The sequence below is a fragment of the Domibacillus sp. A3M-37 genome (assembly GCF_024213455.1).
Taxonomy (GTDB): domain Bacteria; phylum Bacillota; class Bacilli; order Bacillales; family Domibacillaceae; genus Domibacillus; species Domibacillus tundrae.
Window position 1 is genome coordinate 641,289 of sequence record NZ_JANAVL010000001.1, and the last position, 26,594, is coordinate 667,882.

Below are 26,594 nucleotides of genomic sequence, written 5' to 3' on the forward strand. Positions count from 1 at the left end.
AATAACAAGAAATCTCCTAGCAAAGAAAAAGGATACTATACATATAAGAATCAAAATAGTTGTTCCTAACGAAATAATACCCCTTTGATTCTTCTTCAAAGTCATTTTCATAAACTGATCAACTAATTTCGTCTAGTTTTGTTTATACTAACTCTATTATCTCAAATGTCTTCCTTGACTAGTACCGTAGCCTCTTCATCATAACCATTCGGATTATTTGACTGCCAACGCCATGAGTCAGTGCACATTTCTTCAATACCTTTCTTAGCCTCCCAGCCAAGTTCTTTTCTTGCTTTTGAAGGATTCGCATAACATACCCCTACATCCCCAGGCCTAGGTTCTACAATTGTATAAGGGATTTTCCCTCCAAACGCTTTTTCAAAGGCAGATACCATATCTAATACGCTGTATCCAGTTCCAGTACCAAGATTGTAAGCATTGACACCACTGTCCGCTATGATTTTTTCAAGAGCCTTCAAGTGTCCTAAGGCAAGGTCTACCACATGGATATAATCTCTAATTCCCGTACCATCCGGGGTTTGATAATTGTTACCAAAGACTTTTAGCTCTTTCAATTTCCCAACTGCTACTTGAGTAATATAAGGCATCAGGTTATTTGGTATACCGTTCGGGTCTTCACCTATACGACCGCTTTTATGAGCACCAATCGGATTGAAATAACGGAGAAGTGCAATACTCCACCTATTATCGGATACGTAAAGATCCCGTAGAATTTCTTCAATCATTAATTTTGTCCCACCATAAGGGTTAGTTGCTCCAAGGGGGAAATCCTCGGAAATTGGCACCTGCTCTGGTATACCGTATATAGTAGCAGATGAGCTAAATACTAACTTCTTCACACCATATTTTTGCATTACCTTACAAAGTATAAGTGTGCTTGTGATATTGTTATGATAATAGTGAATTGGAATTTGAACAGATTCTCCAACAGCTTTTAATCCAGCAAAGTGAATAACTGCTTCAATTTCATTTTCAGTAAATACCTTTTCTAATCTTTCTTGGTTAATAAGATCGGTTTGATAAAACCTAAAGTCTTTACCTGTTAACTGTTTAACCCTGACTAAAGAATCTACTTTACTATTTGAAAGGTTATCAACAACCACTAATTCATACCCAGAATTCAATAACTCAACACAGGTGTGACTTCCAATATAGCCGGCACCGCCTGTTACTAAAATCGCCAAAATTATCCCCTCCAAAATTTGTTTAATTGGTTGTATAAATTGTTTTAATTAGTATTATCCTTGTTTAAGCTTGCTTTTTTATTAAATATAAAGAAATGTTTGGTTCAAGATTTGAGTTTCTTTCTCCCCTTTATTTTATCCAAGTATCCTTTCAAAAACTCCTTCAAATCAAGGTAAATTTCCTTTTCAAACAAAGAACAGATAATGAAATACACGGGTAGTAAAATTACAATTAAAATAACAGACCAAACCACAATTGTTATATATGACGTTGGATTAATATTAAAATAATCAGCAACAAATAACATCATCAAAAAAATCCCGACATTCACTAACCATCTTTTTATAGTTATCCAAGGACTTCTGTATAATATTTTTTTATTTGCATATATTATTGTATCTGTTGAGCGATATAGTAAAGCACCAATTGTCCCCATCAACACTCCATAAATCCCGAAAAATTGAACAAATATAAGGGATAATATAATATTTATGGTTGCCTCTAGTATAGAACGATTTTGCGTCTCTTTAAAGTGCCCTGCTATAGTAATAGCATTAATACCTGACGTCCGAGCATTCGTTAACAATTTCAGCAAAATAAACAAGATCGGCAGCCAAAAATCAATATAATTTATGTCATTAATTCCGTAAGTGTATAGTCTCATAAAAGGTAATATTAAAATATAAGCAATGGTAAATAAAGAGAAAATAAAAGCCATAAAATATACTTCATAGACATCATAAAGTTTTATGAATTTACTCTTGCTTTCATGGTAGGTTTGTCCAAGAGCAAATGTAATACTACCATTAACCGTAAAAATAATATTATCAATCATATTAAATAGTAAATTATACATAACATAAACACTCACAACTTTTAAGTCGGTGAAAATTGTTAGTATAATTACATCAGTACTAGAAAAAATTAAAAAGGATACTTGATGAATTAAAGCTGAGTTTTTTTGTGCAATAGCTTCAAAATTTGGTTTCTCATTTAAATCAATCCATTTATAATTTTTTTTAATATATATTTTAAAAATTACAATCTGAATTATTGTTATAATAAAATAAGATGCTTGAACTGCAATAATGTTAAAGTGAAGTGACAATAATACTATTTTTACAATACTATTTAAAATATTTATAATTGTAATAATAGAGGTATTTACATAAGTCTTCCCTTCAGCAGTCAGCAGTATTCTATATTTCCCTTGAAAATAATAGTTAATTGCTCCGCTCATACCGGCCAATAATATAACTACAAAGACTGTTGCTTTACTTAAATTTGAGTCAATAATAAATGGATAGATTATTGCGATTAAAAGAACGGTCCAAAAATAGTATATTCCTGTTTTTTTATAATAACTTGATGTTGCAGCCAATATAGAGTTAATACTTTGTTTATCATCTTTTGCTACTGGTTTATATAGTGCCTGTAATGAAGCAGCACCAACGCCTGCTTCCAAAAGAGATAGATAAATAAGGATTTGTGCAATGGATGCCATTAGTCCGTTAACTTCCGAACCGAAATTAACTAAAAATAATCTGGGTATAATAATTCCAAGAGCAATTAATAAAATCTGACTTACTATACCAAAAGTTAAGTTCAAAAAACTTCGCTTTACTCTCATAATTGCTCCTTAAAATCATGTTATCCTAACCTATATAGAAATTCATTATTCGTTTTATTTAACTTAATTTATTTTTAGTAGCCTTCTAAAAAAGTCAAAAGGTCTCTCTATAAAATAGTTGAAATTAATAGAATCTAAGTCTTGTACTAGAACTAAAATTGCAGGTCTCAGTATAATCAAATAAGTATTTGTTTCAATGAATATTTATCTTTCTTTGAAATTTTTGCACATAATCCATCTATATTCTTTTTTTAATGAATAAGTATGATATTAAAAAGTTCTTAATAATTTCAAAGACAATACTCCATTGTTTAATCCTAAGAAACATACTATAATTCTTGCAATAAATTAAATACAGTATTTTACTTAATTTATCATTTCATCGAATAAGTTTTTATTAATCTGAGTACTGGAGCTTTCTGCTCGTAAATTATTACTTAATTGTTCCCTAAGCATATCATTCTGCGTTAGCATATATATGTTATCTGATATGCTTTCTGATGAAGCATTAGTGATTAGACCTGTTTTCTCTTCTTTCACCTGAAATTTAGCCTCTTGATAGGATGTTACGATAATAGGCTTATACAGTATCTTCGCTTCCTCGACAGCAAGAGGTCTGGCCTCTGTTCTAGATGGCTGTACGTATATATCACAATATTTTATATAGGGATAAGGATTTTTCTGATTCCCCACCAAAATAAAGTGGTTTTGTAGTCTTTTTTCTTTAATTTTTAATTCTAGTTCTTTTCTAAGTTTTCCATCTCCTACTATATACCATTTTATATTAATCCCCTTACTCACTAATATTTCACATGCATCTAACGCTATATCAATCCCCTTAACAACCTGTAATCTTGCTACAGTAACAATCACTACCTCATGGTTGTTCTTTTGGAAAGGATTAAATCGAGTAGCAAGATCTATAATTTCCTTTTTTGAAACAATATTTGGTATAACTACAGTTTTTGAATCCAGTTGAGGAAATCGTTTTACAAAGCTTAAACGCTGCCCCTCACCAACTGTCACTATAGTGTTCATTCTTTCAAAGTACTTTTTATACAAATTTGCTTTACTATTCATTGTTCCAAAATCAAGGTGTACATAACAGATTTTCCTATATGCATCAACATTTTCAGATAAATATAATAAGCATGATGAGTGATGCATATAAGAAATTGCAACATCATATAATCCGTTTTTTCTAAATAATCTCTTCTTTACTACCCAGCTGTAAATATCTTGCTTCACTAAATCATTACCTATTTTGTTTAAAAATTTTATTAAAAGCTTATTTAGTAATACATTTAATCTTTTAGTTTTTATTAATTCACTTACTGATTTGTTATAATCGTCTGACAGTAAGGGTTCCAAAATATTAACTTCTTTAGGAACTTTGTCTAATAAGTCACCTTCTTTTTTTACCATTAATAAATCAACTTGATATTTATCATAGTCCATTTCTTGGAGTAAAGAAATCAAACTCTTTTCAGTTCCCCCAATAGTTAGGCTTTCAATTATAAAAAATACCTTTTTTTTCATATGACTATTCTCCATTTTATACGATAGTTTGTCAGCTTAAGTACAACAATTCCTGCTATGAACACTTCGTGTGCCATCCATCAGTCAAGATATTTTCTCGACCAGTTGTTAATGAGTTAAATTGATTCCCCACGTGCTTCCTCGGTTACCTGATGAGAACCCTTCTCTTTCGGAAAGAATTCTCGAAGCAGACCATTGACATTTTCGTTGCTCCCAAATTGCCAGGAAGAATAGGGATCAGTAAAAAATACCGCAATATTCAGGTCTTTTTTCAAAATAAAATAGCAGCTAAACTCTTTTCCGCGCTCGGTCGTATCCATGTGAATAGTCTTCTTGGGGAGGCATTTAATAAAGGAACAGATCGCTTTTTTCATCGAATCGGCGTTCCGATCAGGTATTTTAACCGCCACATACTAACGCGTTTTTACGCTCCAATAATGTGGTGACACAACTCTTACTCCGGCTACGCTCGGACACTATGGGTATCCATTTTGCAGTGTCCGAACGTATTCCTTGTATTGACATCTACCGATCGCGTATTTCCTACGATTTTTGAAGCTTTCCCTTTTGAAGAAATACTTCTGCTGTCCGGTTCCCAGTCCGTCCATCGTAAAATTAGCGATAAATCTCCTCAAAGCATACTGTTTCTTTAAACAGCCGGTTGGCGCGGCGCGATCTGTTTCGGAGACTAGGTGAGAACAAGCTTCTCCCGGATCATTTCAGCGACATGCAGAACCATTTTTTCAAGTACTTACCGTTCTTACACCGGGACGGCATAATATCCTACGCGGCTTCAGACTAATAAAGGCTTTCTATGGAGTATTTCAGGAAAATTCCTATGAAACGGTAGAAGACGAATATCTGATTCTGTTTGTGATTGCTCGAATCGAGTAGCCTAGTCTGTCGATTGGTTGTCTTGGTGCGCGCTCAAATGTGGTGAGATGTTGTTAGTTCATGATAATCTTCCCCGTAAATGTTTGTGTGGTAACTTACATTTTACACGAATCTGTCATGGGCGTTTTTATTTTCCATGTGTTGCACTTAATATTACAATCCTTCATAAACAATAAAGTATCCGAATATATTTTCTGAATAATTATAAATATCTTAATTTACAAAATTTTCTTTTGATTTCCTCGTTTAATTCTTCATACTTTAGTAAATCAGCCTTTCCGTTTGCTAATTTTTCTAATTCGCGATATACAAGTTCAATATTTTCGACGTACTCTACCGTCCCAAATTTATCTATCCATCGCAAGCTTTCCACGATCTTATGGTCTTTAGATCTGAGTACTATACATGGGGTTTTAGCAAGTATGGAAAAAATCATACCATGATATCTATCAGTTATTACAACTTTGCTATTTGCAAAGTTTTTGACCATTCTTATGACTTCTCTTTTTCTCTCATCTTCTCTTATGCCATATGGTACATTAGTATCCTGCTCAATTATATTATTGTATTTTTTCTTAAGATTATTTAACAAATTATTTTTTTCTTCTAAATTATAAAAAGTTTCTTTGTCTCTTCTAAAACACACTAATATATTTTCTTTACTTGTGTTTTTATTTATTTCATCCTGTATGGGTGTACTGCATAAATAAAATACTGCGTCCGGATTAAGTATTAACTTTACATTTTTAAATGTATTTTTTGCGTCTAGAAAGCTTTTTTCTTCTCTTAGAATTACACTTATATCTTTATGGCTATCATATATAGCTTTACTTTTTAATTTTTCTTTTCTGCCTGATTCTGTATCTGAAAAATTCATAGTTGAAGGAAACAATATAATTTTGTTATTTGGATATTGTTCCACGACATTTCTTTTCAAGATTTCTGAATCTATATAAAGATCCCCAAAATGTCCTCCACCCTGTAAACATATTATATCTTTGTCAGTGATTAATTTTTTAATTAATTTTAAAGTACTATAGTTATTTAACTTGATTTCGTTTACTGTAAAATAAAATTTTTCATATCCAAAAAATTCATCATTAATCCAAGCCTGCTCTGCGATCGTTATAGCTTGATCACCTATATTTCCATATAAAGGAGTATCGATCAATATAATCTTTTTTCTTTTTCTAATTTTATTTAGTTTTCCTAACTTAACCATAAATCTTAAATGCGTTTTAATATCACTCAATATTTTATATAATTTATTATTTTTTAACTTTCGAATTATACTTTTCATGTATTTTCCCTATAAACTACTTTCCATTAAAATATTTAAAAATGACTAAAGATGCTAGTCTATAATCTAGTTTACTATATAAAACAGACAGTAATTTATACTTAATTGAAGCGTGTTTATTATTATATAGACCACTAAGGCTGCCACGTATGATTTTAGATTGCCTACAAAAAATTAAATCATGAACTATATTATTTAGGTTCCGTTCTTTTAGTGAAGTATCTCTAAAGGAAATATTCAACAAATCGACTGTAAGAATGGGTAGAAAATTCTTTAATACTTGACCTTTATTCATGTTAAGGCAATATTCTTTATATTTTTCGAGAAGATTTTCGAATTTAAAGAGAAGATTTTTTTTTCTAGAATTCATTATCGATCCTGTTCTTATCAAATAATTATATAGTGGGGCACTCGCAGATACTATTTTTGTGCAATGGACCATGTAGTATAAATTAAACAATAAGTCTTCTGAAAATATCTCTTTATTAGATTCAAACTTTATATTATATTTATTAATGATGTCCATATTGTAAATTTTATTCCACACTACTATAGTCAAGTCTTTTCTTTTACCCACAAGAAATCCACATATATCCCCATCGTCTAACTCTATGATTTCGTCTTTAAGACGGTTAGATGTTACTACCTCCTTAGTAGGGTAAATATCCTTACATCCACAAACCCCCATGTTAGCTTTATTATTTTCAACTAAATCATAAAGAGTTTTAATCATATCTTCTTCTATATAATCATCTGAATCTATAAAACATACCCATTTACTACTTACAAACTTTAAACCTTCATTTCTCGCTGAACTTAACCCGCCATTCTCTTTTACAACAATTTTTATTCTTGGATCTTTTTCAGCAAACTTTTCTATTATTTTATAACTGTTGTCTTTAGAACCGTCATTTACAACTATTATTTCAATTTCTTTTAATGTCTGCTCGCATATAGTAGTTAAACACTTTTCTAGGTATTTTTCTGTATTATATACTGGAACAATGATACTTACTTTAGTGTTCAATTGACTTCATTCCCTTTATTAATTTACTGATATGGTAGTAAACTCTCAAAGTTAAACTCAGCGCATTACATTTTACTGAAAACTTTACTAGTTTAGATTTAAGATCTTTATTCTTGCTGCTTAAAATTCTTGTTCTGTATTTATCCGCAATAAAACTTGAGTTCACTTTTCTTAGTTGCTTTTTTAAATCACAATCACTATATATTTCATCATATAAAAAACAGTAAAAAGCTCTAAAAATATACGAATTTATGGAAATATCAAGTTCGTTAATTAAGTTTCTTCTCTCTATCTTATAAAGCATTTTTTCGAAAATGTAATCTAGTTTTTCTTCTTTGTGGGAATCATATTTTCTAGTAATAGAATTATTGTTAATGAAATAACAGTATAATTCATTATCCACTAAAGTAACCTCTTTACTATTTAGATATACGTCTAAATTAAAGAGCATATCTTCTGAGTAATTTATATTTTCAAACTTAATGTTATTATCTGTAATAAATTTTTTGTTGTATAGCTTCCCATGTGTAAAGGTATATCCCGTCGTTGAACTTTCATATAACATGGACTTAACCACTTCTTTTCCAGTTAATGTTTTTTCAACATTAAGAGATTTATTGAAAATTACATTATTTTGGTCACTTATTTTAATTTTAGATATAATGACATTAGTTTTATAATTCATATAGGCATTAGACAATACTTCTAACATATCTTGAGTTATAAAATCATCCGCGTCTACAAAACACAATAAATTTCCATTCGCTATCTTAATTCCTTCATTTCGTGCAGATCCTGGTCCTGAATTTTCTATAAATTTATATTTTACTCTACTATCATTCCTAATTAATTTTTCTACAATACTTCTTGTATTATCGGTACTACCATCATCTATTACTACAATCTCAAAATTATTTATAGTTTGATTAATTATACTTTTTATACATCTAGCTATATACTTTTCCCCATTATATATCGGAATTATTACACTTATCAGTTCCACTTTAAGCCCCCTAAAAAAGTCTTCAGTTTAAATCTTATTTCTCTCTGCGTACGCATGGAACTGAGAAATATTACACGCTGCATGTGATGTTTGTACGTGAGGATTTGTCTCTATTTATAGCCAATTGGGATGCAGGTGATACACGTGAATATGATCCCCTCTTAAATATGAATTTTTCATGTTTAAACATTCCATTATCGTTTACTTCTTTTCTGTCAAGCAGTATAGACAAAAAATTGAGAGACTAGATTTTAAAGGATAAAAAAATCATATAATTATATAATAATCCAGGCTTCTAAATTCTATAAATTTGCATTAATTTGTTAACACCGGATTTTATAGAGTACCCACTTTGTGTAAATGCCTGGCTTATACTTTTTTTATCTATTTTTTTTTGTTTTTTTATTAATTTGATGTAGTCACACCAATTTTCAATACTATCTTTTAAATCCAGTTTGTGCATTAATCCTAACCCTACATCTGCCTCTGGTTGTATTGCATTTGACACTATACACGGTACCCCACTAGCTTGAGCTTCTAGTAATACCAGACCCAACCCTTCGTATATAGATGGAAATATAAATATATCTGTGATATTAAGCATATTATCAATATCATCACGAAGACCTAAAAAATGAATTTTATCATGTATTCCATACTCTTTTGCTTTGTACTCTATCTGGCCTCTAAGCTCTCCATCACCTACAAACAATGCTGTATATTCTTTGTTATCGTTAAACAATTTTACCAACACTTCTAATATAAATTCATGATTTTTAGCTTTTACAAATCTTCCTATATGACCAATTACTATATGTTCCTTGTTTATTTTTAATTTTTCTTTTTGTATATCTGTATTCTCATTAAAGTTAATGAATTTATTATAATCTATACAATTTGGGAAATAAGCGTATTTACTATTCTGTGTAATGCTTTTGCCGAATAGAAATTTGCCTGCACGTTCACTACACGCTAATAAATCTGTAGAATATGTTCTTATTATTGCGCGCATAAGAATAGAGTATATTTTTTTTATAATATTACTTGAACCATCTAAAGTGGTATGGGCATGTGAAATTCTAATTTTAACCCCTTCTAGTCTAGCTGCTAACACGCTTATTCCACAGTTGAACAGAGTATGAGCATGTACGGCTTTATAGGGACCATATTTTTTAATGACCCAACGTAGTTCCTGTATAGATTTTTTTATACCGATTTCTTGAGGTGGTGATATCTTTATTACCTTTCCACCTAATTCTATAATTTCCTTATCATAATATGCATCTTCTTTATAATAAGATACAAAGTCAAACTGTACTCTTCCTCTGTCAATATTCCTGTATAAGTTCATTAGCATAGTCTCTGTTCCAGCTTTATCCATACCACCTACAACATGAAGAATCCTTAAAGGCTCATTTCTCTCCAACTAAATCCCTCCGTTATTATATTTGTGTAAAAAGGGACCATTTATTTAATTACCCATTACTTTAAAAAGTGGTCGCCAATCATAAGGTAATATGTGACTCTCACCAGAAACCAACAACATAAAGCTATATAAAAAGTAACAAATCAAAATTACATAATATAGTAATTTAATAAGCGATCTATTATCTGGAATTATAATTAATTTAGGAATTAATAATAGATAGTAATAGTCAAACAATATTGTTACCCTAGCAAAAATCCAATGTTGCAGAGCTAATAACATAAATAGCATTCCTATAAAACATAAATTCATAATAATATCTATATTGTTAAATTTGCTTTTTAATTTATCATAATATATAAAACTTATTACTACAGGGATTAAATATACTAAAAATCTTAAAAAGTTGGCTCCTTCCCCTGTTTTTCCAGCGAAACTATGATAATGACTATATTTTGTTTCTTCTAATGTAGAAAATAATGTATCCAAAAATCCATTATAGCCAAAGAAGGCCCCGAACATAGTTAATAGCATAACAAGATTTCTTTTTGATAATGGTTTATAATTAACTAAAAAGTATACTGGAATCATTATTAAAGCCGAAGTGTGAAAACTGGAGGCTATAAGAATAGTAGCCAAGTATTTTATTGCTTTTCTTTCTATTAAATATTTTAATCCTAGAAATATTATTGCCGCTGCCATATATTGTCTTAATCCATTGAATGCGCTATAAAAAGTAAAAGTGGTTATATATAAATACATACTTAACTCAAACATATTTGAGTACTTTCTTAAGGTTAGAACTACGCATATATTCGTTATAACGGCTGTGACAAAAAACATCATTTGAGAGTTTGTGGATATTTTGTATAAAATTTTACACAAAATTACAAAACCAGGTTCTGACTCACTCAATGGGTTTGTTATATTGGGAAAAATATTTTCATATAACCCCATATACGTATAGTAATCTGTGCCTACATCAAATCTTAAACCTGAAACCAGAATTAATGATAACAATGCAAAAAAAACAAAAAAATTATTGTAGTATTTTTGATTACTCTCAAGGGTATGAGTTTTAAAGTTTAACCTAGCTAATAGTGATGACACATATACTATTGTTAAGTTAAATAAGAGTATTTTCACTAATCTGCCAACCTTCCCACCTTATTTCTGATTCTAAATTTATAATCTATGGTCATTCATTTTAAATAGATTAGAGTATTTTTTATTATGATATGACTTCATTATAAATTTCGGTGTAATCAGGGATAATATTGGCTTTAATAAATATATATAATGTTTTTTGGGCATATTCACTAATCTGTAGCCCTCATAATTAACTTTCATAAGATATATATAACTCTTTACCGTCCTACGTTTATATGAATCCAAATCATCTCTTACCATATATAAACCCTCTTGTAAATTATAACCTCTATATCCTTTTGCAAAAAATCTAAACCATAAATCTACATCTTCACATCTCATCGTGTACTGATTTACCCTATATCCATTAAGTTCTCTATATACATATGACCTAGACATTATGGTTGCATGGCAAAATGCGGTTGATTTACTTAAATCACATATGTGTGGTTCATCAAACGGGACACCTCTTATACCCTTAATTCCACTTTCATCAAATGAGATCATCTTGCTACCAACCAAATCATACTCTTTATTTTCCTCCAAAAATTTCACTTGTATTTCAAATCTATCTTTAACTGATAAATCATCTCCATCTTGTCTTGCTATATATTCACCTGTTACATACTCTAAACAATGGTTAAGAGACCAGGCTAAGCCGGAATTTCTATCATTTTTAATTAATCTAATTTTATCTGGATATTTACAAACGTAACTCTTTGCTATATTATATGTCCTATCAGCAGACATGTCGTCACACAGTATTAACTCCCAGTTCTTATATGTCTGGTTTATTATAGATTCAATGCTCTCCTTTAAAGTATCCTCACAATTATAAATTCCCATTATAACTGATACCTTTGGAGTTTCTGCCTCCTTCATATAGAACCCTCCCTTTTCACATAGAATTCTTTTAAATTCAGCACAACCTTATCTATGTCATATTTTTGAACGGAATCAAAGGAATTAATCTTCATATTATTTAATAATTCTTTATTTTCATATAAATTTTGTATTTTGTTAGCGGTCTCGGTAAAGTTACCTACTTCAACTATATAACCATTTTGACCATTTTTAATAATATCTCTTATCCCTCTTATATTCGTTCCTATGACTGGCTTTTTACAGGCCATTAACTCCATAATATTTCTAGGGAGTCCTTCTCTATGCGACATAAGAATACCGATGTCACAAGCTGCAATAAGCTCAGGAATATCAGTCCTAAAACCCAGCATTTGAATACTTTGGTCTAGCCCTCTATTTTCTATATGCTTCCGTATATCCTCAAAAAGTGGACCATCACCAGCACAAAGGACATTAACTTTTATACCTCTCTTCTTAAGAATTTCTACAGCATCTATCATTTGTATATGATTCTTATTTTTATTGATTTCAGCAATCATAAGAATAATGAATTCATTTTCCTTTAAATATAACTTTCTTCTTATCTCATTCTTATCAAATGAATCAGGATGATACAAAGCTAAATTAACGCCAACACCATTTGTATTATAAGTTTCCTTTATATTAAACTTACGAGCTCTCTCGTAATCTTCCGAATTCATGGTTACTATTGAATCCGTAAAATTAGCCATAATTCTTTCAATAGGATAATATATGCACCAATTTAAAATAGGAGCTCCTTTATGAAAATGAAATCCATGCACGGTATAGATAGTCTTTAACCTGGGGAACTTCACTTTAAGAAGTCTGCCATACAATGCAGCCACTGGTGTATGAACATGAATAATATCGTATTTATTTTTCTCTTGTATTTTTATAAGCTGCTTAAAAGCTTTCATATTTTTTACATCTAATGGGTTTCTAGTAAACGATATGTTAAAAATGTTGACGCCGTTGTTTATAAGTCTACTATCAACTTCATTATCTATACAACAAGCACAGTCAACGGTACAACCTTCTCTTATAAGCATCTCGATATGAGGCACCAAAAAAGCATTTATGGTTCTACTCACAGTAGTTATATATAGTATCTTTTTCACCTTAATCACCAACCTATTAACTTAACTATACTACAAATATATAATTTTTTTGATACCTACCCTGCTTATGCTTAGTAGGTTGGCAAAAGTAACTCCGATTATACAAAAAGCATCCTCAAAAAACTTAGATAAAAGTATAAATATGTCTCTCTTGTTGCCATAGAATACGTATATCTTTATAAATACTAGATATCTTACATGGTCATAACACTTATTGTTTATTCACGACACTATGTGCATAAACTTGAAAATCCGGGTCCTTTTAAAAAGGTTTTTAACTGCCTAGCCACCTACTCTAAACGGAAAAGATTCTTATAAGAAACCGACCAGGAACTCTATATTATCAATAAAACTTATTTGGTCAATTCTCCTTCTTTAACACTTAATAGATAATCTAATAACTCTTTTTTCAAATCCTCACGCTGCAACGCAAACTGGATCGTTGTCTTAATAAATCCCATTTTCTCCCCGACATCATATCTTACACCGTCGAAATCGTGCGCATACACCGCTTCATACTGATTTAATTCCGCAATTGCATCTGTAAGCTGAATTTCTCCGCCGGCCCCTGGCTTTTGGTTATTTAAAACTTCAAAAATTTTTGGACTTAGAATATAGCGGCCCATGATAGCGAGATTAGATGGGGCTTCTTCTCTTTTTGGTTTTTCTACTAAACTTTCAACACTATAAAAACGATCATGTATTTCCTTTCCGTCTACAATCCCGTATCTTGAAACCTCTTTATCTGATACACGTTGTACGCCAATTACTGATGCTTTATAACGATCATATTGTTCAATCATCTGCTTCAAGCAAGGTTTTTCAGCTTGTACTATATCATCACCTAACAACACCGCAAACGGTTCATCTCCAATAAATCTCCGCGCACACCAAATTGCATGTCCCAATCCTTTTGGTTCCTTTTGGCGAATATAATGAATATCAACCATTTTGGATGACTTTTGTACTTCGTTCAATAAATCAAATTTACCCTTTTCAAATAAGTTTTGCTCTAACTCAAAAGAGTTATCAAAATGGTCTTCAATCGCTCTTTTCCCTTTACCCGTAACTATAATAATGTCCTCAATCCCAGAATCCACCGCTTCTTCAACGATGTACTGAATAGTAGGCTTGTCTACAATTGGCAACATTTCTTTCGGCATTGCTTTTGTAGCGGGAAGGAATCTTGTTCCGAGTCCTGCTGCCGGGATGATCGCTTTTCTTACTTTTTTCATTTGGTTCCCGCCTTTATGTTATCGTCTCTTTTCTTATCTATATAACCGCTTCTTCCATGACAGCCCGTAAGTTTTCTTTCGTATTGGCAATTTCAATTAAACTATCTCGCAGATCATTGCTTTCTTTTCGCTGAAGGCAATTGATGAATTTCCATAGGATTTCACCTTCGACAACTCCAGCTTTCCCGATATGGATCTTCGGAAAGACCTGCTTCGAATGCACTTCATTTTCATTCAGCAGTTCTTCGTACATTTTCTCTCCTGGCCGCAGTCCTGAGAACTGGATGCCAATCTCATCTTCTGTGTAGCCGGATAGCTTGATCAGGTTGCGGGCGAGGTCAACGATTTTAACTGGTTCGCCCATGTCGAGTACGAACAGTTCGCCGCCGCGTGCGAGTGCGCTGGACTGGATGACGAGCCGTGATGCTTCAGGAATTGTCATAAAGTAGCGGGTCATGTCTTCGTGTGTGACGGTTAATGGTCCCCCTTCTTCGAGTTGCTTCTTGAATAGCGGGATCACCGAGCCGCGTGAGCCGAGTACGTTGCCGAACCGGACAGCAGTAAATGTTGTATCGGATTCCCGGTCGAGCTGCTGGATGACCATTTCGGCGACACGTTTTGTGGCGCCCATTATGTTGGTCGGGTTGACGGCTTTATCGGTTGAGACGAGCACAAACCGTTTCACGCCTGCTGCGGCGGATGCTTCGGCGGTGTTTTTTGTGCCGAAGATGTTGTTTTTGACCGCTTCTTTCGGATTGTATTCCATGAGCGGGACGTGCTTGTGCGCAGCAGCATGGTACACAATATCCGGGCGGTGTTCGGCGAGCACGTCAAACATGCGCTCACGGTCTTGTACGTCGGCGATAACCGGAACAATTTCAATCAAGCCTTGGTGGCGGTTGCGCATCTCCATGTCAATCTGGTAAATGCTGTTTTCACCGTGGCCGACGAGGACGATTTTTTCCGGCTGGAAGATGCTGATCTGCCGGCAGATTTCTGATCCGATCGAACCGCCGGCGCCGGTGACGAGCACGGTTTTACCGGTAACGGTTTCGGCGATTGATTCGATGTCGAGTTCAATCGGTTCACGGCCAAGCAAGTCTTCTACGGCGACGTCGCGCAGCTGGCTGACGGACAACTTGCCGGTCATGACGTCTTCAATGAGCGGCATGATCTGCACTTTCGCTGCCGTTTTGGTGCATTGTTCGTAAATGTGCTTGATTTGCTGGCGCTTCAGTGATGGTATCGCGATAATAATATTCTCGATAGCATGTTCATCAACCAGGTACGGGATATTTCGTGTTGTCCCGAGTACGGTAATGCCGTGAATTTGCAGGCGCAGTTTATGTAAGTCGTCATCAACAAACAAAACCGGCTTGAATTCGGATTCGTTTGACAGCAATTGGCGAACGACGGTTGAGCCGCCTGCCCCTGCGCCGACGATCATCGTCCGTTTGCGCTGATCATTCGCTTTTTTTATGTAGCGGTCTCGGTACATGCGCCATGAAAAGCGCGAGCCGCCGATTAAAATGACGTGCAGCATCCACGTGATCATTAAAACGCGGAAATAAATGTCCTGGAACGCGATCATTTGTACAATCGATGTGGCGATAATTGAATAGGAAACCGCTTTGACGATGGCAATCAGTTCCCGCACGCTCGCATACTCCCACGCTTTATGATAAAGCCGGTAAATAGCCGCAAACAAATGGTGGCTGGCAAGCAGCGTTAAGGAACTAATGAACAGCGTGCTCGGGCTGTAAATGTTCATATATGGATGTAAAATAAAATAGCCTATGTATATGGAAAACAGAACAATGGCTGAATCAAGTCCGATCAAAAAGGACATTCTTCGCGGATAAGCCAATAAGTTCCACCTCTTTCATTAAAATAATGGTAAAGCCTGAATGCAAAACAGCTAATAAAAACGCACCCCTGAGAATGCGCTTTCATTAGCTGTCTTTTCCCTATTTTTCATAAAGATAAAAATCGGGCATTTAACCCGCCCTCACACCCCGCGCTTGACGACAAGCGTCTAAGCATTCTGTTTCTCAGAACACCACCGCGTGACCGAGTGCCTCCATTGATATAGGTATGGGAGACGCGACCTGATTAGAGAACACAAATCAAATGTATGTTCTTGTTATTCGCAAGTATTAAAAAATTCCAAAGAATTTTCTTTTACGGGCGACGTGATGCGGCGGTTCTTTTTGAATGTATTGGCCGGCTAATATGGCTTCTGCGTTTTCTTGAAAATAAGCCGCGTAATCGGAATCGATTTCGCTGTACGCTTGTGCCAGTCCGAAGCCTCGGCTTGTGGTGTTATGGGCGTCTGTGGCAATGAAGTGTGTTAAATTCGCCTCGATTAGCTGCACGGATAACGTTTTGATTTTTTTTCCGAATTTCCCGTTGACCGATGCCGCTGTGACTTGTGAGAAGGCCCCGTTTTTAATGAGCTTATACAGCCGGTCCGGATCTTCTGCAATGGCTGCGTTACGCTCCGGATGCACGATAATGGGGGTGATGCCTTTCAGCTGCATGTCAAACAGCAGCTGCTCCGCAAATGCAGGGATGGAGCTTGATGGAAATTCAACGAGCATATGTGTTGAATGATTCACCGTTAGTAGTTTGTTATTTTCATAGTCTTGGAGCAGTTCGCCATATAGGCGGACTTCCTGACCGGCATAAATCGAGATGTTAATTCCAGCTTGCTTGATTTGTGTGTTTAAGATATTAACATCGTATTCTACTGCGGCTTTTTCATTTTCATACGTTCCGTTCATATGGTGAGGGGTCGCGATAATCGCTGTGATTCCTTCTTTTTCCGCTTCTTTTGCCATTTCAATGCTTTGTACTATATCTTTAGCGCCGTCGTCTACGCTAGGCAAAATGTGACAATGAATATCAATCATGGGCTTATACCCCTCTCACCATTAATATAAACGTAGTATAGCATAAAAAGTTGGCTATTGCTGAAAAATATTTGCATTATTTACCCTTTTTTAACAGATTTATTCTGATCCGTAATAGTAGTAATAAGCAGAATCTTTTATTGTCTGGTTATTCAGAACGACTCCGAGCAATTTTGCTTTTGCGGACTGAAGCAGCTCTTTCGCTTTTTGGGCGCCTTCGATTTCGGTTGTGCCGCTGTTAATGACGAGTACGGTGCCGTCGCATTGGTTCGCGAGTACTTGCGCGTCTGTCACCGCCAAAACGGGCGGTGTATCAAACAGGACGTAATCAAATTCTTCTTGTGCCTCGTTAAGAAACTCTTTCATCGAAAACGAGCCAAGCAGTTCCGCCGGGTTTGGCGGGATGGGACCGGACGGGAGAGCAGACAAGTTTTCGATCTCTGTTTTGGCGATCGCGTCCTGCAGGGGTGCCTGCTTTGTTAAAACATTCGTTAAGCCGACCGTGTTTTGCAGGCCGAATGTGTAGTGCATAGTCGGTTTGCGTAAATCCGCGTCAACGAGAAGCACCTTTTTGCCCTGGCTGGCGAACACAACCGCAAGATTCGAGATGGTGGTTGATTTTCCTTCGCCGGGGCTTGTAGATGTCACGAGAATGGAGCGAAGTGTTTCATCGACGGATGAAAACAAAATATTTGTCCGGATCGTCCGGTATTGTTCCGAAATCGGCGACTTCGGATCGGTGTGTGTAATAAGCTTTCGTTTCGCTGATCCAGGTGCAGCTTTTTCTTTATTGCGCTTAAGAGCCAATGCCTTCACCTCTTACTGCTTTTTTTTCAATCGGTGTTTTTTTCGCCGGCCGGCCGGCTGCTGCGGCAATTGTGGTCACGCCGCCAAGGACAGGCAGTTCAAGCAGTTTTTCGACGTCTTGTTCTGACTTGATCGTGTTGTCCAAGTATTCAAGCAGGAAGGCAAGTCCAACACCAGCCATTAAGCCAACAACAATCGCGATGGCGATGTTCAGAAGCGGCTGCGGCTTTACAGGAGACGGATTTTCGCCTGTTTCTGCCAGAGCAAGAACGCTGACGTTGTCCACGTTCATAATCTTAACGATTTCTTCCTGGAAGACGCGTGCTGTTTCGTTGGCGATGTCCGCCGCAACACCCGGGTTTTCATCTTGAACGGTGATGTTGACGACTTGGGAATCCTGCTCGCTTGCGACGGTAATTTTCGACGAAAGCTGCTCCGCTGTGGCATCAAGGTTCAAATTTTGCGCCACTTTCTCTAAGATTGCTGGTGATTTCATAATGACGTTATATGTACTAATCAACTGAAGGTTTGTTTGAACTTCAGTCGGGTTATACATTTGCTGTTCGGTTTTTGCTTGATTGACAAGCAGCTGTGTAGATGATTGATAGATAGGCGTGAGAACAAAATAACTGATAAGACCGCTGATGAGTGCTGCCGCGATCGTGATAAGCATAATCAATCTCAGCCTCTTTCTCAGTGTTTCAGCTAATTCTTTCAGGCTGATCGTTTCTTCCATGCGTTGCCTCCTGTTGGTTGAAGTTGTCTTCGTCATTATAGCACAGTGATTTGTCAAATTTAATGTCTTTTTCGTAAACTTTGGACCAATAATTCCAAATAAGAACAATTGCCGAATATAAAATGGGGACTGATCCCTTTACAAGGGACCAGCCATTTTGATTAGCGTTTCTTTCGGTCTAGTTTAATTCGTCCCGATTGCAGGAACGCATCCATTAAGTCACCGTCCTGTCGGAACGGGATGTGAAAATCATAATTGTGTGACCGAATTCGTCCATTTTTTTGAAAATAAATGGTCCTCGTTTGAAAAAGCGTATCGATCGTCAGGCGGTTCGTGCGGCTGTTCCAGTAATAGCATCTCCCAGTTTCCTTGAAGATCGCTTTCGGAATTTCCCCGCGCAGCCGTGCTTTTCTCGCTTCTGGCAGCGCTGAGTATCGGATGAAAAGCGGTGCGTCTAAAATCCAGATCGGCGCGGCACTGGCAAGACGGTATTGATCCTGCTGCTCATACCAGTTATTCAGCGTCATCTTTTTACATAGATAGATAACGGTTAGCTTGCGGCCGTATGGATGCGTAATGTAAATAACGTTCTCTTTTTCTAAAACGGTCACGTGAGCATCGGGCAGCTGGCGTTGAACCCAGTTGCTTAATGGATGAATGCTCATCGGCTGTCACCGAACTGTTCCTGTAATTGCTTTTGTGCTGCTTGCTGCCATTTCCGCACGGCAGCGGGTGTGACGTTGCATTTCCTGGCGATGTCCGGATTCGACAAGCCGCCTACAATCGACAGGTCAAACCATTTTCTAGCCCGGCCTTCGAGCTTATCTCCACATAGATGAACAATGGCTGCCGATTCCGGTGTCGGTCCTGAGTCTGCTCCTTCAAACAAAGCTGTTTCGCCGGTCAGGACGGTTCCGTCACTAAACGCGGCATCTTTCGTCAAGGCATTTTTCAGGCGTCCCTGAATGTACGAATACGCGTATGGCGTAAAGTCGCCTTTTGTTTCATCAAATCGTGTGTGTGCTTCCCATAGGGCGATCAACCCCACTTGATGAAAATCGTCTTTGTTTTTGTAAATATGCAGCTTGTTCATGATGCGGTGGATCATCGGGTTGTATTGCTGCGCGAGTTGTTCAAATTGCATGTGAAACATCCAATCCGGCTAGCGCGCCAGCCCCGTGTACTCCTTAAGGGCATGACTATCGTAGCGGACTGGAATATGTGTGTAAATACCCATTAAAAAGGATAACTTTTTCTATTATGGTGATGAACAGGCTATTTTGACTTAAAATTGAATAGTATTTATCCGTCTGTTATACTGCTCGCTGTCGAACGAAAAAAAGAAGAATTTTAAACTATTTTCCCGGCTTTTGACGACTTTTGTAAAATTTGTGTAAAGCAATGATAATTTTTTAGAGCCGTATATTCCCACCTAATGGTTTTCTTATATAATATTCCAGTTTTCTAATGTGATTATTCAGGAAATTGTATATTATTCCAATTTGTAACATAGTTGTTCCCATTGTATGATATTTTAGTATATAATTAAAAAGGATGAATCATAGCAGTTAGGGGAGAGAGAACAATGGCGCAACGAGGGCGAAGAAAAGGATCGGACGGAGAGCTTAGCCGTGCACTTTTACTGAGGATTGCAGCTGATGAGTTTGCAGAGTACGGCTACTATGAAACGAAAATTAGCAATATTGTAAAAAAAGCAAATGTAACACAGCCAACATTTTATTTATATTTTAAAAGCAAGGAAGCGATCTTCGAAGAGCTGGAAGACTTGTTTCGCATGCGGCTTGCTTCCTTGACGAATACCAGCCGGCTTGAAACGAACCTCCATGAGCAAACGCTTTCGGAGCGCATCGCTCAAGGGCTGACTCGTATTTTTCGATTTTTCACGGAATACCCGAGCCTCGGCCGGATTGGCTTTTACATTTCGCCTAGCGCCTGTAATACGAAAGCAGCGATGGCCGCACAAATCAAAGACAACTTATTGTCTGAAGTGGAGGCCGGCTACTTTCATTCAGATGTCGACATGAGCATTGTGGCAAACGGCCTCGTCGGTATGGTTGATCGGTTGACCACCACGAAGCTTTGGACTGGTGAGAAAACCGCTGACGAACTTGCCAAAGAAATCGTCGCGATTGTGCTGAATGGGTTAAAGAAGTAGTTTTCAGTATTATTTTTTTGGTTTTTTGGTGTCGTTTTTTGTTTTCTGGTGTCGTTTTCTGGCATCAGTCTCCCGCCACGATAATGCGGTAAAGAGAATGATACGCGGTTCGTTTCCCTCTAGGTACTGCATTGCCATTAACACCTGTCTCAAAACGAGCGGGTGTTTTTTTATGCTTCTTTTGGTATCAGTCCCCCACTCGGCTAAAGCACAAAAAAGCTTAACCCGGCTAAACGCCGGATTAAGCTTTTTCTCATTTATTCTTATTTAATGCTGTCCATCAGGTTTGCTTTAACTAGGAATTGAGCAAGGATACGCGCCATTTGATCACGTTTTGTGTAATCGTTCGGATTGAATTCACCGTTGCTCGCACCTGACATAATACCCGCCTGGTAAACTTTCAAGACTTCAGCACGCGTTGAGGCACCGATTTCTTTTGCGTCTTTAAAGTTTGCCAATTTTTTCTTTTTGTCCAGCTGTTTTTCATCAAAGTTGATGAAATCAAGCTCAAGCGCACGGCCGATCATCGCTGCGGCTTCTGCACGTGTTACTTTATCGTTCGGTGCAAATGTACCATTTGGCTTACCTGAAATAACGCCGTATTTCACAGCCGCCATGAATTCGCCATTCGCATTGAACCATTCATCGCCTTTTACATCTGAGAAACGTTTGTCGTATGCAGTTGTGCCTGGAAGGCCAAGTGCACGGCTTAATAAGAATGCGAATTGTGAACGTGTCATCTCTTGATCCGGCTTGTATGTGCCGGCCGTTGTACCAGAGATGATGAATTTAGATGCTAGAGCTTCAATTTCTTTTTCTGCCCAGTTTTTGCCTTTGTTTACATCCGGGAATGTTACAGACGCTTCAATTACTGTAGACACGCCACCAGTGCTGGCAAGTGTGCTGACTACGGCAATTTGCTTGCCACCTTCTGTTTTAAATTTCGTTGGAAGAGCTTTGAATGAACCGTCTGCCGCTACAACAACACCTGTTGCTTTGTTTGTATTCACAGTTCCGTCAATTGTGAACTCCTGCTCTACGTATACATCGCCGAATGATTTAAGTTCACTAACAACCGCATTGTCTTTTACAAGCTCCACTTTCACTTCAACCGCTGGTGCCTTTACTTCAATAGCGCCTTCGATAGCTGCTGCTTTTGTTTCAGAAGAAGCGGCTTGTGTGCCGGCAGCTTTTGCTTGAATACGATTTTCCAGGCTATTCGTTTGAGCACTTGTTAATTGATCAATGTTGATACGCAATGTCACGCCAGTTAGATTGCCGCCGAGGCCCGCTGCCAATGCACTCAAGTCCACTTGAGAAAGCGGAAGAATGTATTTTATGCCGCCTGCGTCAATCACGATATCCGCTGCAGGTGCTTTTGCCTGGATTGCCGCTGCGAGTGAAGCAGGGAGGTCTAGAACAACCGTTCTGTCGTCCGTGCTTTCTGGTACGTTGATGACGATTTCGGTTGTGTCAGCAGGTGTTGCTGTGACGATTTCTGCTTGAAGTGCTGCAGGGATTGTGACGACGACTTCTGTTGCGCCTTCTTCTACGACAGGCGTTACTTCAACCGGGTCGCCAGGAGTTGAAGGTACTTCTACTACTGGTCCTGGCTCAGGCGTTGGAACTACTACTCCACCTCCACCTGATGGTTTTCCAACTTCATAGGCTAACTGCCAGCCAAGGTAGGCGCCAATTAATGCATTTTGAATGGTAATTTCTTTTGCAGTAAGATCACTTCCAGGAAGTTTAGTAATTAATATATTAAAAAATTCCCCAGCTGCTTCTGCAGCTGTTTCTTCATTTACTACAATTGTTGATTGAACTTTATTTTTAATCAGTGGATCTCCATTCGCGGATTGAACAGCCTGCAACAAAGCAACGAAAGGATTTCTACTAGCTGAAATCGTTCCAGTTAAGGTGTAAAGTTTACTTTCTATGTTTTCAAGATACGTCAAGTAAGCAGCAGTAACCTGAGAATCAGTATATTCATCTGTAAACCCGAAATCATTTTTTGTGTCATCAATAAAATCTTCAATGCTATCTTTAGTTGCTGCACCTAACTGGATCTGTAAGTATGTTTTTATTATTGCAATCGTAACTTCTAATTCAGCTTCTCTTGTCCCGCCATCAAGAACGCCCTCGTCTAAAATCGGCTTGGCAATTTCCTTCCACTCACTTTCAGAAATTTTATTAATCGCCGTATTGAGAGTATCAATTTCATTTTGGGAAGCTGATTCTTCATGGATTAGATTGGAATAGTTCGCTAATGTTTTTGGAGAATTAAAATGCCAATATCCAGCTTCAACCTTTTCCGCATTAAATAACCCCGCTGTCGTTGCCACAGGCGTGAAGACGATCGTTGCAGCGATCATCGCTTTTGCAGCTTTGTTGCTGAATGGATACTTTTTCACCAAAATCGTCACCTCTTCTATTCTATTATTTATATAATTCCGCTAGCGCAGAATATTTATGTATTCACAGGTAAAATCATACAGAATTCTGCATCTAAAAGCAATAGTACTTTACAAAACTGTCATATTTTAAAGATTAAACTTATAATTTATCGAATTATTCAATATATTTATTTCTAAATTTTGCGTGGTATACTACAAATAGACAAATTACTATAAAGGAGGGTTTTTGCTTGCGAAAGTTTTTGAAAATTGCCTTAATCGTGGTTCTTTTTCTTGCACTTGCTGGTGGAGGAGCACTTTATTATTTTACGAAGATGAAAAAATACGATGTGGCGGATGAGCAAGTAGATGAAATTGTTGAAGATCCATACTCTATTTCCTTCCCGGAAGGAACACCTCTTCCTGAAGACGTTCAAAAGGATGAAGAAGGACTCGTTATTGTTGATGAAAAAGGCGATTTCGTTTTATCTGACGGTTCGACGATGTCGACGGACGAGTGGTTTAGCTCACCGGAATATGGGCAGGCGATAGCGTCTGGCTCTGGCGGTACGGCAGGAGTCACTGGTGGAACAGCAAGAGACACTGGCGGCACAGCCGGTACGGATGATTCCGCTTCAGGCACAACGACCGGCGGCACAGGATCAACTGCTTCTGGTTCAGGATCAGACGGGGCTTCTAATTCTTCATCCGGCAGCAATGGAGGTTCAGGATCTTCTGGATCTGACTCGTCATCCGGCGGCGAAACCGGATCAAATGGCCGTGTGACAGCTGCGGATATTAAGTCTCGCTACTCAGGCTCATTTGATAGTCTGCAAGGGCAGGCGCAAAGTCAATTGGGCGCCCTTGTCAGCCAGGCGAAAAGTGAATTTGATGCGAAAAAAGCATCCGGCGAAACGGTCAATCCTGCTTACTTTTATCAAAAATACAACGGCGCTGCGTCCAGTGTCGAAGCCAAAACCGATTCTGCTTTTAATTCTCTCTATAAATCTATGACAAGCGAATTAAAAGCAAACGGTCTCAGCACATCGGCAGCGGATGAGTATAAAGCGGAGTACGAAGCGACAAAAGAAGGCATGCGCAGTGAATTGATGAGTAAAGTAACGGGCGGTTAAATCTACTATATATAATGAAAGGATCCGTTCACGACGGGTCCTTTTTTCATGTTACCGTTTACGTTTACTGCGTTCAAAGTCTTTATAACGCGATCCTTGATATGTCAGGTTACCGATATCCTCCTTGGCAATCATTCCATACGTATGGCCATTCATCTGCAATTCGATTCGATCCCCCATCTCTTCATATTCGAATGTAATATAATACCTCGTGCTTGCCGCTGAATTGCCTGATCCGCCTCGAACCAGCATTCTTTTTGCTGCTACTTTGGCGGGAATCGACATAACCTTTGAGTTGTTATTGTGTACCCAGTCCATACTGCCATTCACGATATTAAACAGCATCACTCCCACGACAATGCAAAAAACAGACGTGATAAAAAATGGCGCAAATCCAAATCCATCTGCCCATAAAGATGACATGTTCATTCCCCCTCTTTTTAGTTTTGTACGGAATAGAGTAAAGTTGAGTTTCACACTTCAAGAAAATATTTACAATCAATTCATTTTCAGAAAAATAGAAATGGAACTGACCGGTAACTGTCCCCATTCGGCCGGTAAGGCATCCTGTCTGACCGATAAAAAGCATTTATCAGTCACTTTCAGCGCTTTACCGTTCACAGCGGGAAACAATTTTCCTGCTGCCTAATCATAAATGCTTATCTATCATTTATAGAAATATATATTCTTTATTCATTTAGAGCCATAAACTTTAATCAAAAGAAGAATTTTAGCGAATATATGGTAATTATATGTTATGATTCTTGTTATTACATATAAAGGAGTTTTAACTTATGACATTAAAAAAGAAAGCCGTTGCCGTGGCTTTAACGCCTATTTTTGCCGCTTCTATTCTCGTTTCTTCTGTTTCAGCTGCCCAATTTCCGGATGTAAAAACGAGTCACCGTGCGTATGAAGCGGTGGAGGCAATGTCTAAATCAGGTGTGATTTCCGGCTTCCCGGATGGCACCTTTAAGCAGTATAAAGCCGTTACTCGTGCGGAAAGCGCGATCTTAATCGGCCGTGCCCTTGGCGTGAAAGTTAGTACAAATAACACCGTATATGCTGATCTTCCATCAAGCTCTCGCGCTTATCCGTATGTGGCGGAGTTGATGAAGCGCGGCATTTTCAGTGAAAGCAGCCGTTTTTACCCAGAGCGCCCGCTTTCCCGTTCAGAAATGGCGATTATGTTAACTCGCGCGTTTGAACTTCCGGCATCATCGAACATGCCATTTACAGACGTTTCTTCAACGCATGGTGCTGCTCCTTACATCCGCGCACTTGCCGCGGCTGGTGTAACAACAGGTATCGGCGACGGAAAATACGATCCATCGGGTACAGTGACACGCGGCCAAATGGCGATCTTTTTGAACAATGCGTTTAACTATGAAGCACCTGGTGAGGATGTTAAGCCTGAACCAACGCCTGTTCCTGTTCCTACTCCAACACCGGTGCCTGGTGGTGAAACAGCTGCGAGTGTTAAAGCTGAATATGCTGATGATTTCACAGCGCTGCAAGCTGACGCAAAAGCTGATTTAAATGTGCTCGCTGCCCAGGCAAAAGCCGAAGTCGATGGCGGGACGGATTTGATGACGGTTTATAACAAGTACTATCCGCTGGCTAAAAAAGCTGAATTGGAGACTGATGCACAATTCGAAGGCATTTATAGCAAACTTGTAGCCGATTTGAAAGCTGGCGGGTTCAGTGAATCCGAAGCAGCATCGTTCCGTACAGAGTATGAAGCAGCGAAAAAGAAAATGGAAGATGATTTGATTAATAGTATTTTGTAGAAATAGTTGCGTAAAACTTCGTAGAGTTGCACAGTTTTGGTGAAAATTGCACAAATGCGTGGAGACTTGCACAAAGTTTCATAGAGTTGCACGATTCACGTTTTACTTGCACATATTCTTCAAAAGTTGCACAGACGAAGATGAAGTTACACAATATTTGATATTCTTGCACATAAAAACAGGAGCTTGCCGAGGTGGCAAGCTCCTGTTTCTGTTTATTTGTAAACTAGTG

The 26,594-nt window shown here is 37.3% G+C and carries 23 protein-coding genes; 3 read left to right on the top strand and 20 right to left on the bottom strand.

What is annotated here, in order from left to right:
- Nucleotides 1-161 precede the first annotated feature (161 nt).
- The 18 genes from galE to NLX67_RS03280 form a co-directional block, all read right to left on the bottom strand.
- Nucleotides 162-1,205 (bottom strand): UDP-glucose 4-epimerase GalE, encoded by a 1,044-nt coding sequence (gene galE / locus NLX67_RS03195; RefSeq protein WP_254310357.1) that lies wholly within the window; start codon nucleotides 1,203-1,205, stop codon nucleotides 162-164.
- Nucleotides 1,206-1,309: 104 nt separating this feature from the next.
- Complete coding sequence (locus NLX67_RS03200; RefSeq protein WP_254310358.1) at nucleotides 1,310-2,836, bottom strand: MATE family efflux transporter; 1,527 nt, start codon at nucleotides 2,834-2,836, stop codon at nucleotides 1,310-1,312.
- Between the two features lie 366 nt (nucleotides 2,837-3,202).
- A complete protein-coding gene (locus NLX67_RS03205) occupies nucleotides 3,203-4,375 on the bottom strand; it encodes a glycosyltransferase (RefSeq protein WP_254310359.1) in 1,173 nt (390 codons plus the stop codon).
- A gap of 116 nt (nucleotides 4,376-4,491) precedes the next feature.
- Nucleotides 4,492-4,785, bottom strand: coding sequence for an IS30 family transposase (locus tag NLX67_RS03210; protein WP_309143102.1), 294 nt, complete (start codon nucleotides 4,783-4,785; stop codon nucleotides 4,492-4,494).
- Nucleotides 4,786-5,471: 686 nt separating this feature from the next.
- Nucleotides 5,472-6,569: a polysaccharide pyruvyl transferase family protein gene (locus tag NLX67_RS03215; protein ID WP_254310361.1), complete on the bottom strand. Its 1,098-nt coding sequence runs from the start codon at nucleotides 6,567-6,569 to the stop codon at nucleotides 5,472-5,474.
- Nucleotides 6,570-6,585: 16 nt separating this feature from the next.
- Complete coding sequence (locus NLX67_RS03220) at nucleotides 6,586-7,596, bottom strand: glycosyltransferase (protein ID WP_254310362.1); 1,011 nt, start codon at nucleotides 7,594-7,596, stop codon at nucleotides 6,586-6,588.
- The gene (locus NLX67_RS03225) at nucleotides 7,586-8,599 is read right to left on the bottom strand and encodes a glycosyltransferase family 2 protein (RefSeq protein WP_254310363.1); all 1,014 of its coding nucleotides are present in this window, start codon (nucleotides 8,597-8,599) and stop codon (nucleotides 7,586-7,588) included. Before NLX67_RS03225 ends, NLX67_RS03220 begins: the two co-directional genes overlap by 11 nt.
- 295 nt (nucleotides 8,600-8,894) lie before the next feature.
- Nucleotides 8,895-10,025: a glycosyltransferase family 1 protein gene (locus NLX67_RS03230; protein ID WP_254310364.1), complete on the bottom strand. Its 1,131-nt coding sequence runs from the start codon at nucleotides 10,023-10,025 to the stop codon at nucleotides 8,895-8,897.
- 45 nt (nucleotides 10,026-10,070) lie between these two features.
- The gene (locus NLX67_RS03235) at nucleotides 10,071-11,171 is read right to left on the bottom strand and encodes an EpsG family protein (RefSeq protein ID WP_254310365.1); all 1,101 of its coding nucleotides are present in this window, start codon (nucleotides 11,169-11,171) and stop codon (nucleotides 10,071-10,073) included.
- 39 nt (nucleotides 11,172-11,210) lie between these two features.
- The gene (locus NLX67_RS03240; protein ID WP_254310366.1) at nucleotides 11,211-12,056 is read right to left on the bottom strand and encodes a glycosyltransferase; all 846 of its coding nucleotides are present in this window, start codon (nucleotides 12,054-12,056) and stop codon (nucleotides 11,211-11,213) included.
- A complete protein-coding gene (locus NLX67_RS03245) occupies nucleotides 12,053-13,177 on the bottom strand; it encodes a glycosyltransferase family 4 protein (protein ID WP_254310367.1) in 1,125 nt (374 codons plus the stop codon). Before NLX67_RS03245 ends, NLX67_RS03240 begins: the two co-directional genes overlap by 4 nt.
- Before the next feature lie 353 nt (nucleotides 13,178-13,530).
- On the bottom strand, nucleotides 13,531-14,412 hold the full coding sequence (galU, locus tag NLX67_RS03250) for a UTP--glucose-1-phosphate uridylyltransferase GalU (protein WP_254310368.1): 882 nt from the start codon (nucleotides 14,410-14,412) through the stop codon (nucleotides 13,531-13,533).
- Nucleotides 14,413-14,449: 37 nt separating this feature from the next.
- Nucleotides 14,450-16,279 carry a polysaccharide biosynthesis protein gene (locus NLX67_RS03255; protein ID WP_305882017.1) on the bottom strand — a complete coding sequence of 610 codons (1,830 nt, stop codon included), beginning with the start codon at nucleotides 16,277-16,279 and terminating at the stop codon, nucleotides 14,450-14,452.
- A gap of 289 nt (nucleotides 16,280-16,568) precedes the next feature.
- Entirely contained in the window at nucleotides 16,569-17,324 is a 756-nt protein-coding gene (locus tag NLX67_RS03260) for a tyrosine-protein phosphatase (RefSeq protein ID WP_254310369.1), read from the bottom strand.
- A 99-nt stretch (nucleotides 17,325-17,423) separates the two neighbouring features.
- On the bottom strand, nucleotides 17,424-18,131 hold the full coding sequence (locus NLX67_RS03265) for a CpsD/CapB family tyrosine-protein kinase (protein WP_254310370.1): 708 nt from the start codon (nucleotides 18,129-18,131) through the stop codon (nucleotides 17,424-17,426).
- Nucleotides 18,121-18,867 carry a YveK family protein gene (locus NLX67_RS03270; RefSeq protein ID WP_254310371.1) on the bottom strand — a complete coding sequence of 249 codons (747 nt, stop codon included), beginning with the start codon at nucleotides 18,865-18,867 and terminating at the stop codon, nucleotides 18,121-18,123. Before NLX67_RS03270 ends, NLX67_RS03265 begins: the two co-directional genes overlap by 11 nt.
- 161 nt (nucleotides 18,868-19,028) lie before the next feature.
- A complete protein-coding gene (locus tag NLX67_RS03275) occupies nucleotides 19,029-19,532 on the bottom strand; it encodes a hypothetical protein (RefSeq protein ID WP_254310372.1) in 504 nt (167 codons plus the stop codon).
- Complete coding sequence (locus NLX67_RS03280) at nucleotides 19,529-20,011, bottom strand: sigma-70 family RNA polymerase sigma factor (protein ID WP_254310373.1); 483 nt, start codon at nucleotides 20,009-20,011, stop codon at nucleotides 19,529-19,531. Before NLX67_RS03280 ends, NLX67_RS03275 begins: the two co-directional genes overlap by 4 nt.
- 441 nt (nucleotides 20,012-20,452) lie before the next feature.
- Between NLX67_RS03280 and NLX67_RS03285 the strand changes: the two genes are divergently transcribed.
- Entirely contained in the window at nucleotides 20,453-21,043 is a 591-nt protein-coding gene (locus NLX67_RS03285) for a TetR/AcrR family transcriptional regulator (protein WP_254310374.1), read from the top strand.
- Between the two features lie 263 nt (nucleotides 21,044-21,306).
- On the opposite strand, the gene NLX67_RS03290 is transcribed toward NLX67_RS03285, so the two are convergent.
- A complete protein-coding gene (locus NLX67_RS03290; protein ID WP_254310495.1) occupies nucleotides 21,307-23,457 on the bottom strand; it encodes an S-layer homology domain-containing protein in 2,151 nt (716 codons plus the stop codon).
- Between the two features lie 233 nt (nucleotides 23,458-23,690).
- Between NLX67_RS03290 and NLX67_RS03295 the strand changes: the two genes are divergently transcribed.
- Nucleotides 23,691-24,572, top strand: coding sequence for a DUF4366 domain-containing protein (locus tag NLX67_RS03295; RefSeq protein ID WP_254310375.1), 882 nt, complete (start codon nucleotides 23,691-23,693; stop codon nucleotides 24,570-24,572).
- Between the two features lie 51 nt (nucleotides 24,573-24,623).
- Here NLX67_RS03295 and NLX67_RS03300 read toward each other — a convergent pair whose 3' ends face one another.
- The gene (locus tag NLX67_RS03300) at nucleotides 24,624-24,995 is read right to left on the bottom strand and encodes a DUF2500 domain-containing protein (RefSeq protein WP_254310376.1); all 372 of its coding nucleotides are present in this window, start codon (nucleotides 24,993-24,995) and stop codon (nucleotides 24,624-24,626) included.
- Between the two features lie 371 nt (nucleotides 24,996-25,366).
- On the opposite strand from NLX67_RS03300, the gene NLX67_RS03305 reads away from it, so the two are divergent.
- Nucleotides 25,367-26,362 (top strand): S-layer homology domain-containing protein, encoded by a 996-nt coding sequence (locus NLX67_RS03305; RefSeq protein ID WP_254310377.1) that lies wholly within the window; start codon nucleotides 25,367-25,369, stop codon nucleotides 26,360-26,362.
- Nucleotides 26,363-26,594 lie beyond the last annotated feature (232 nt).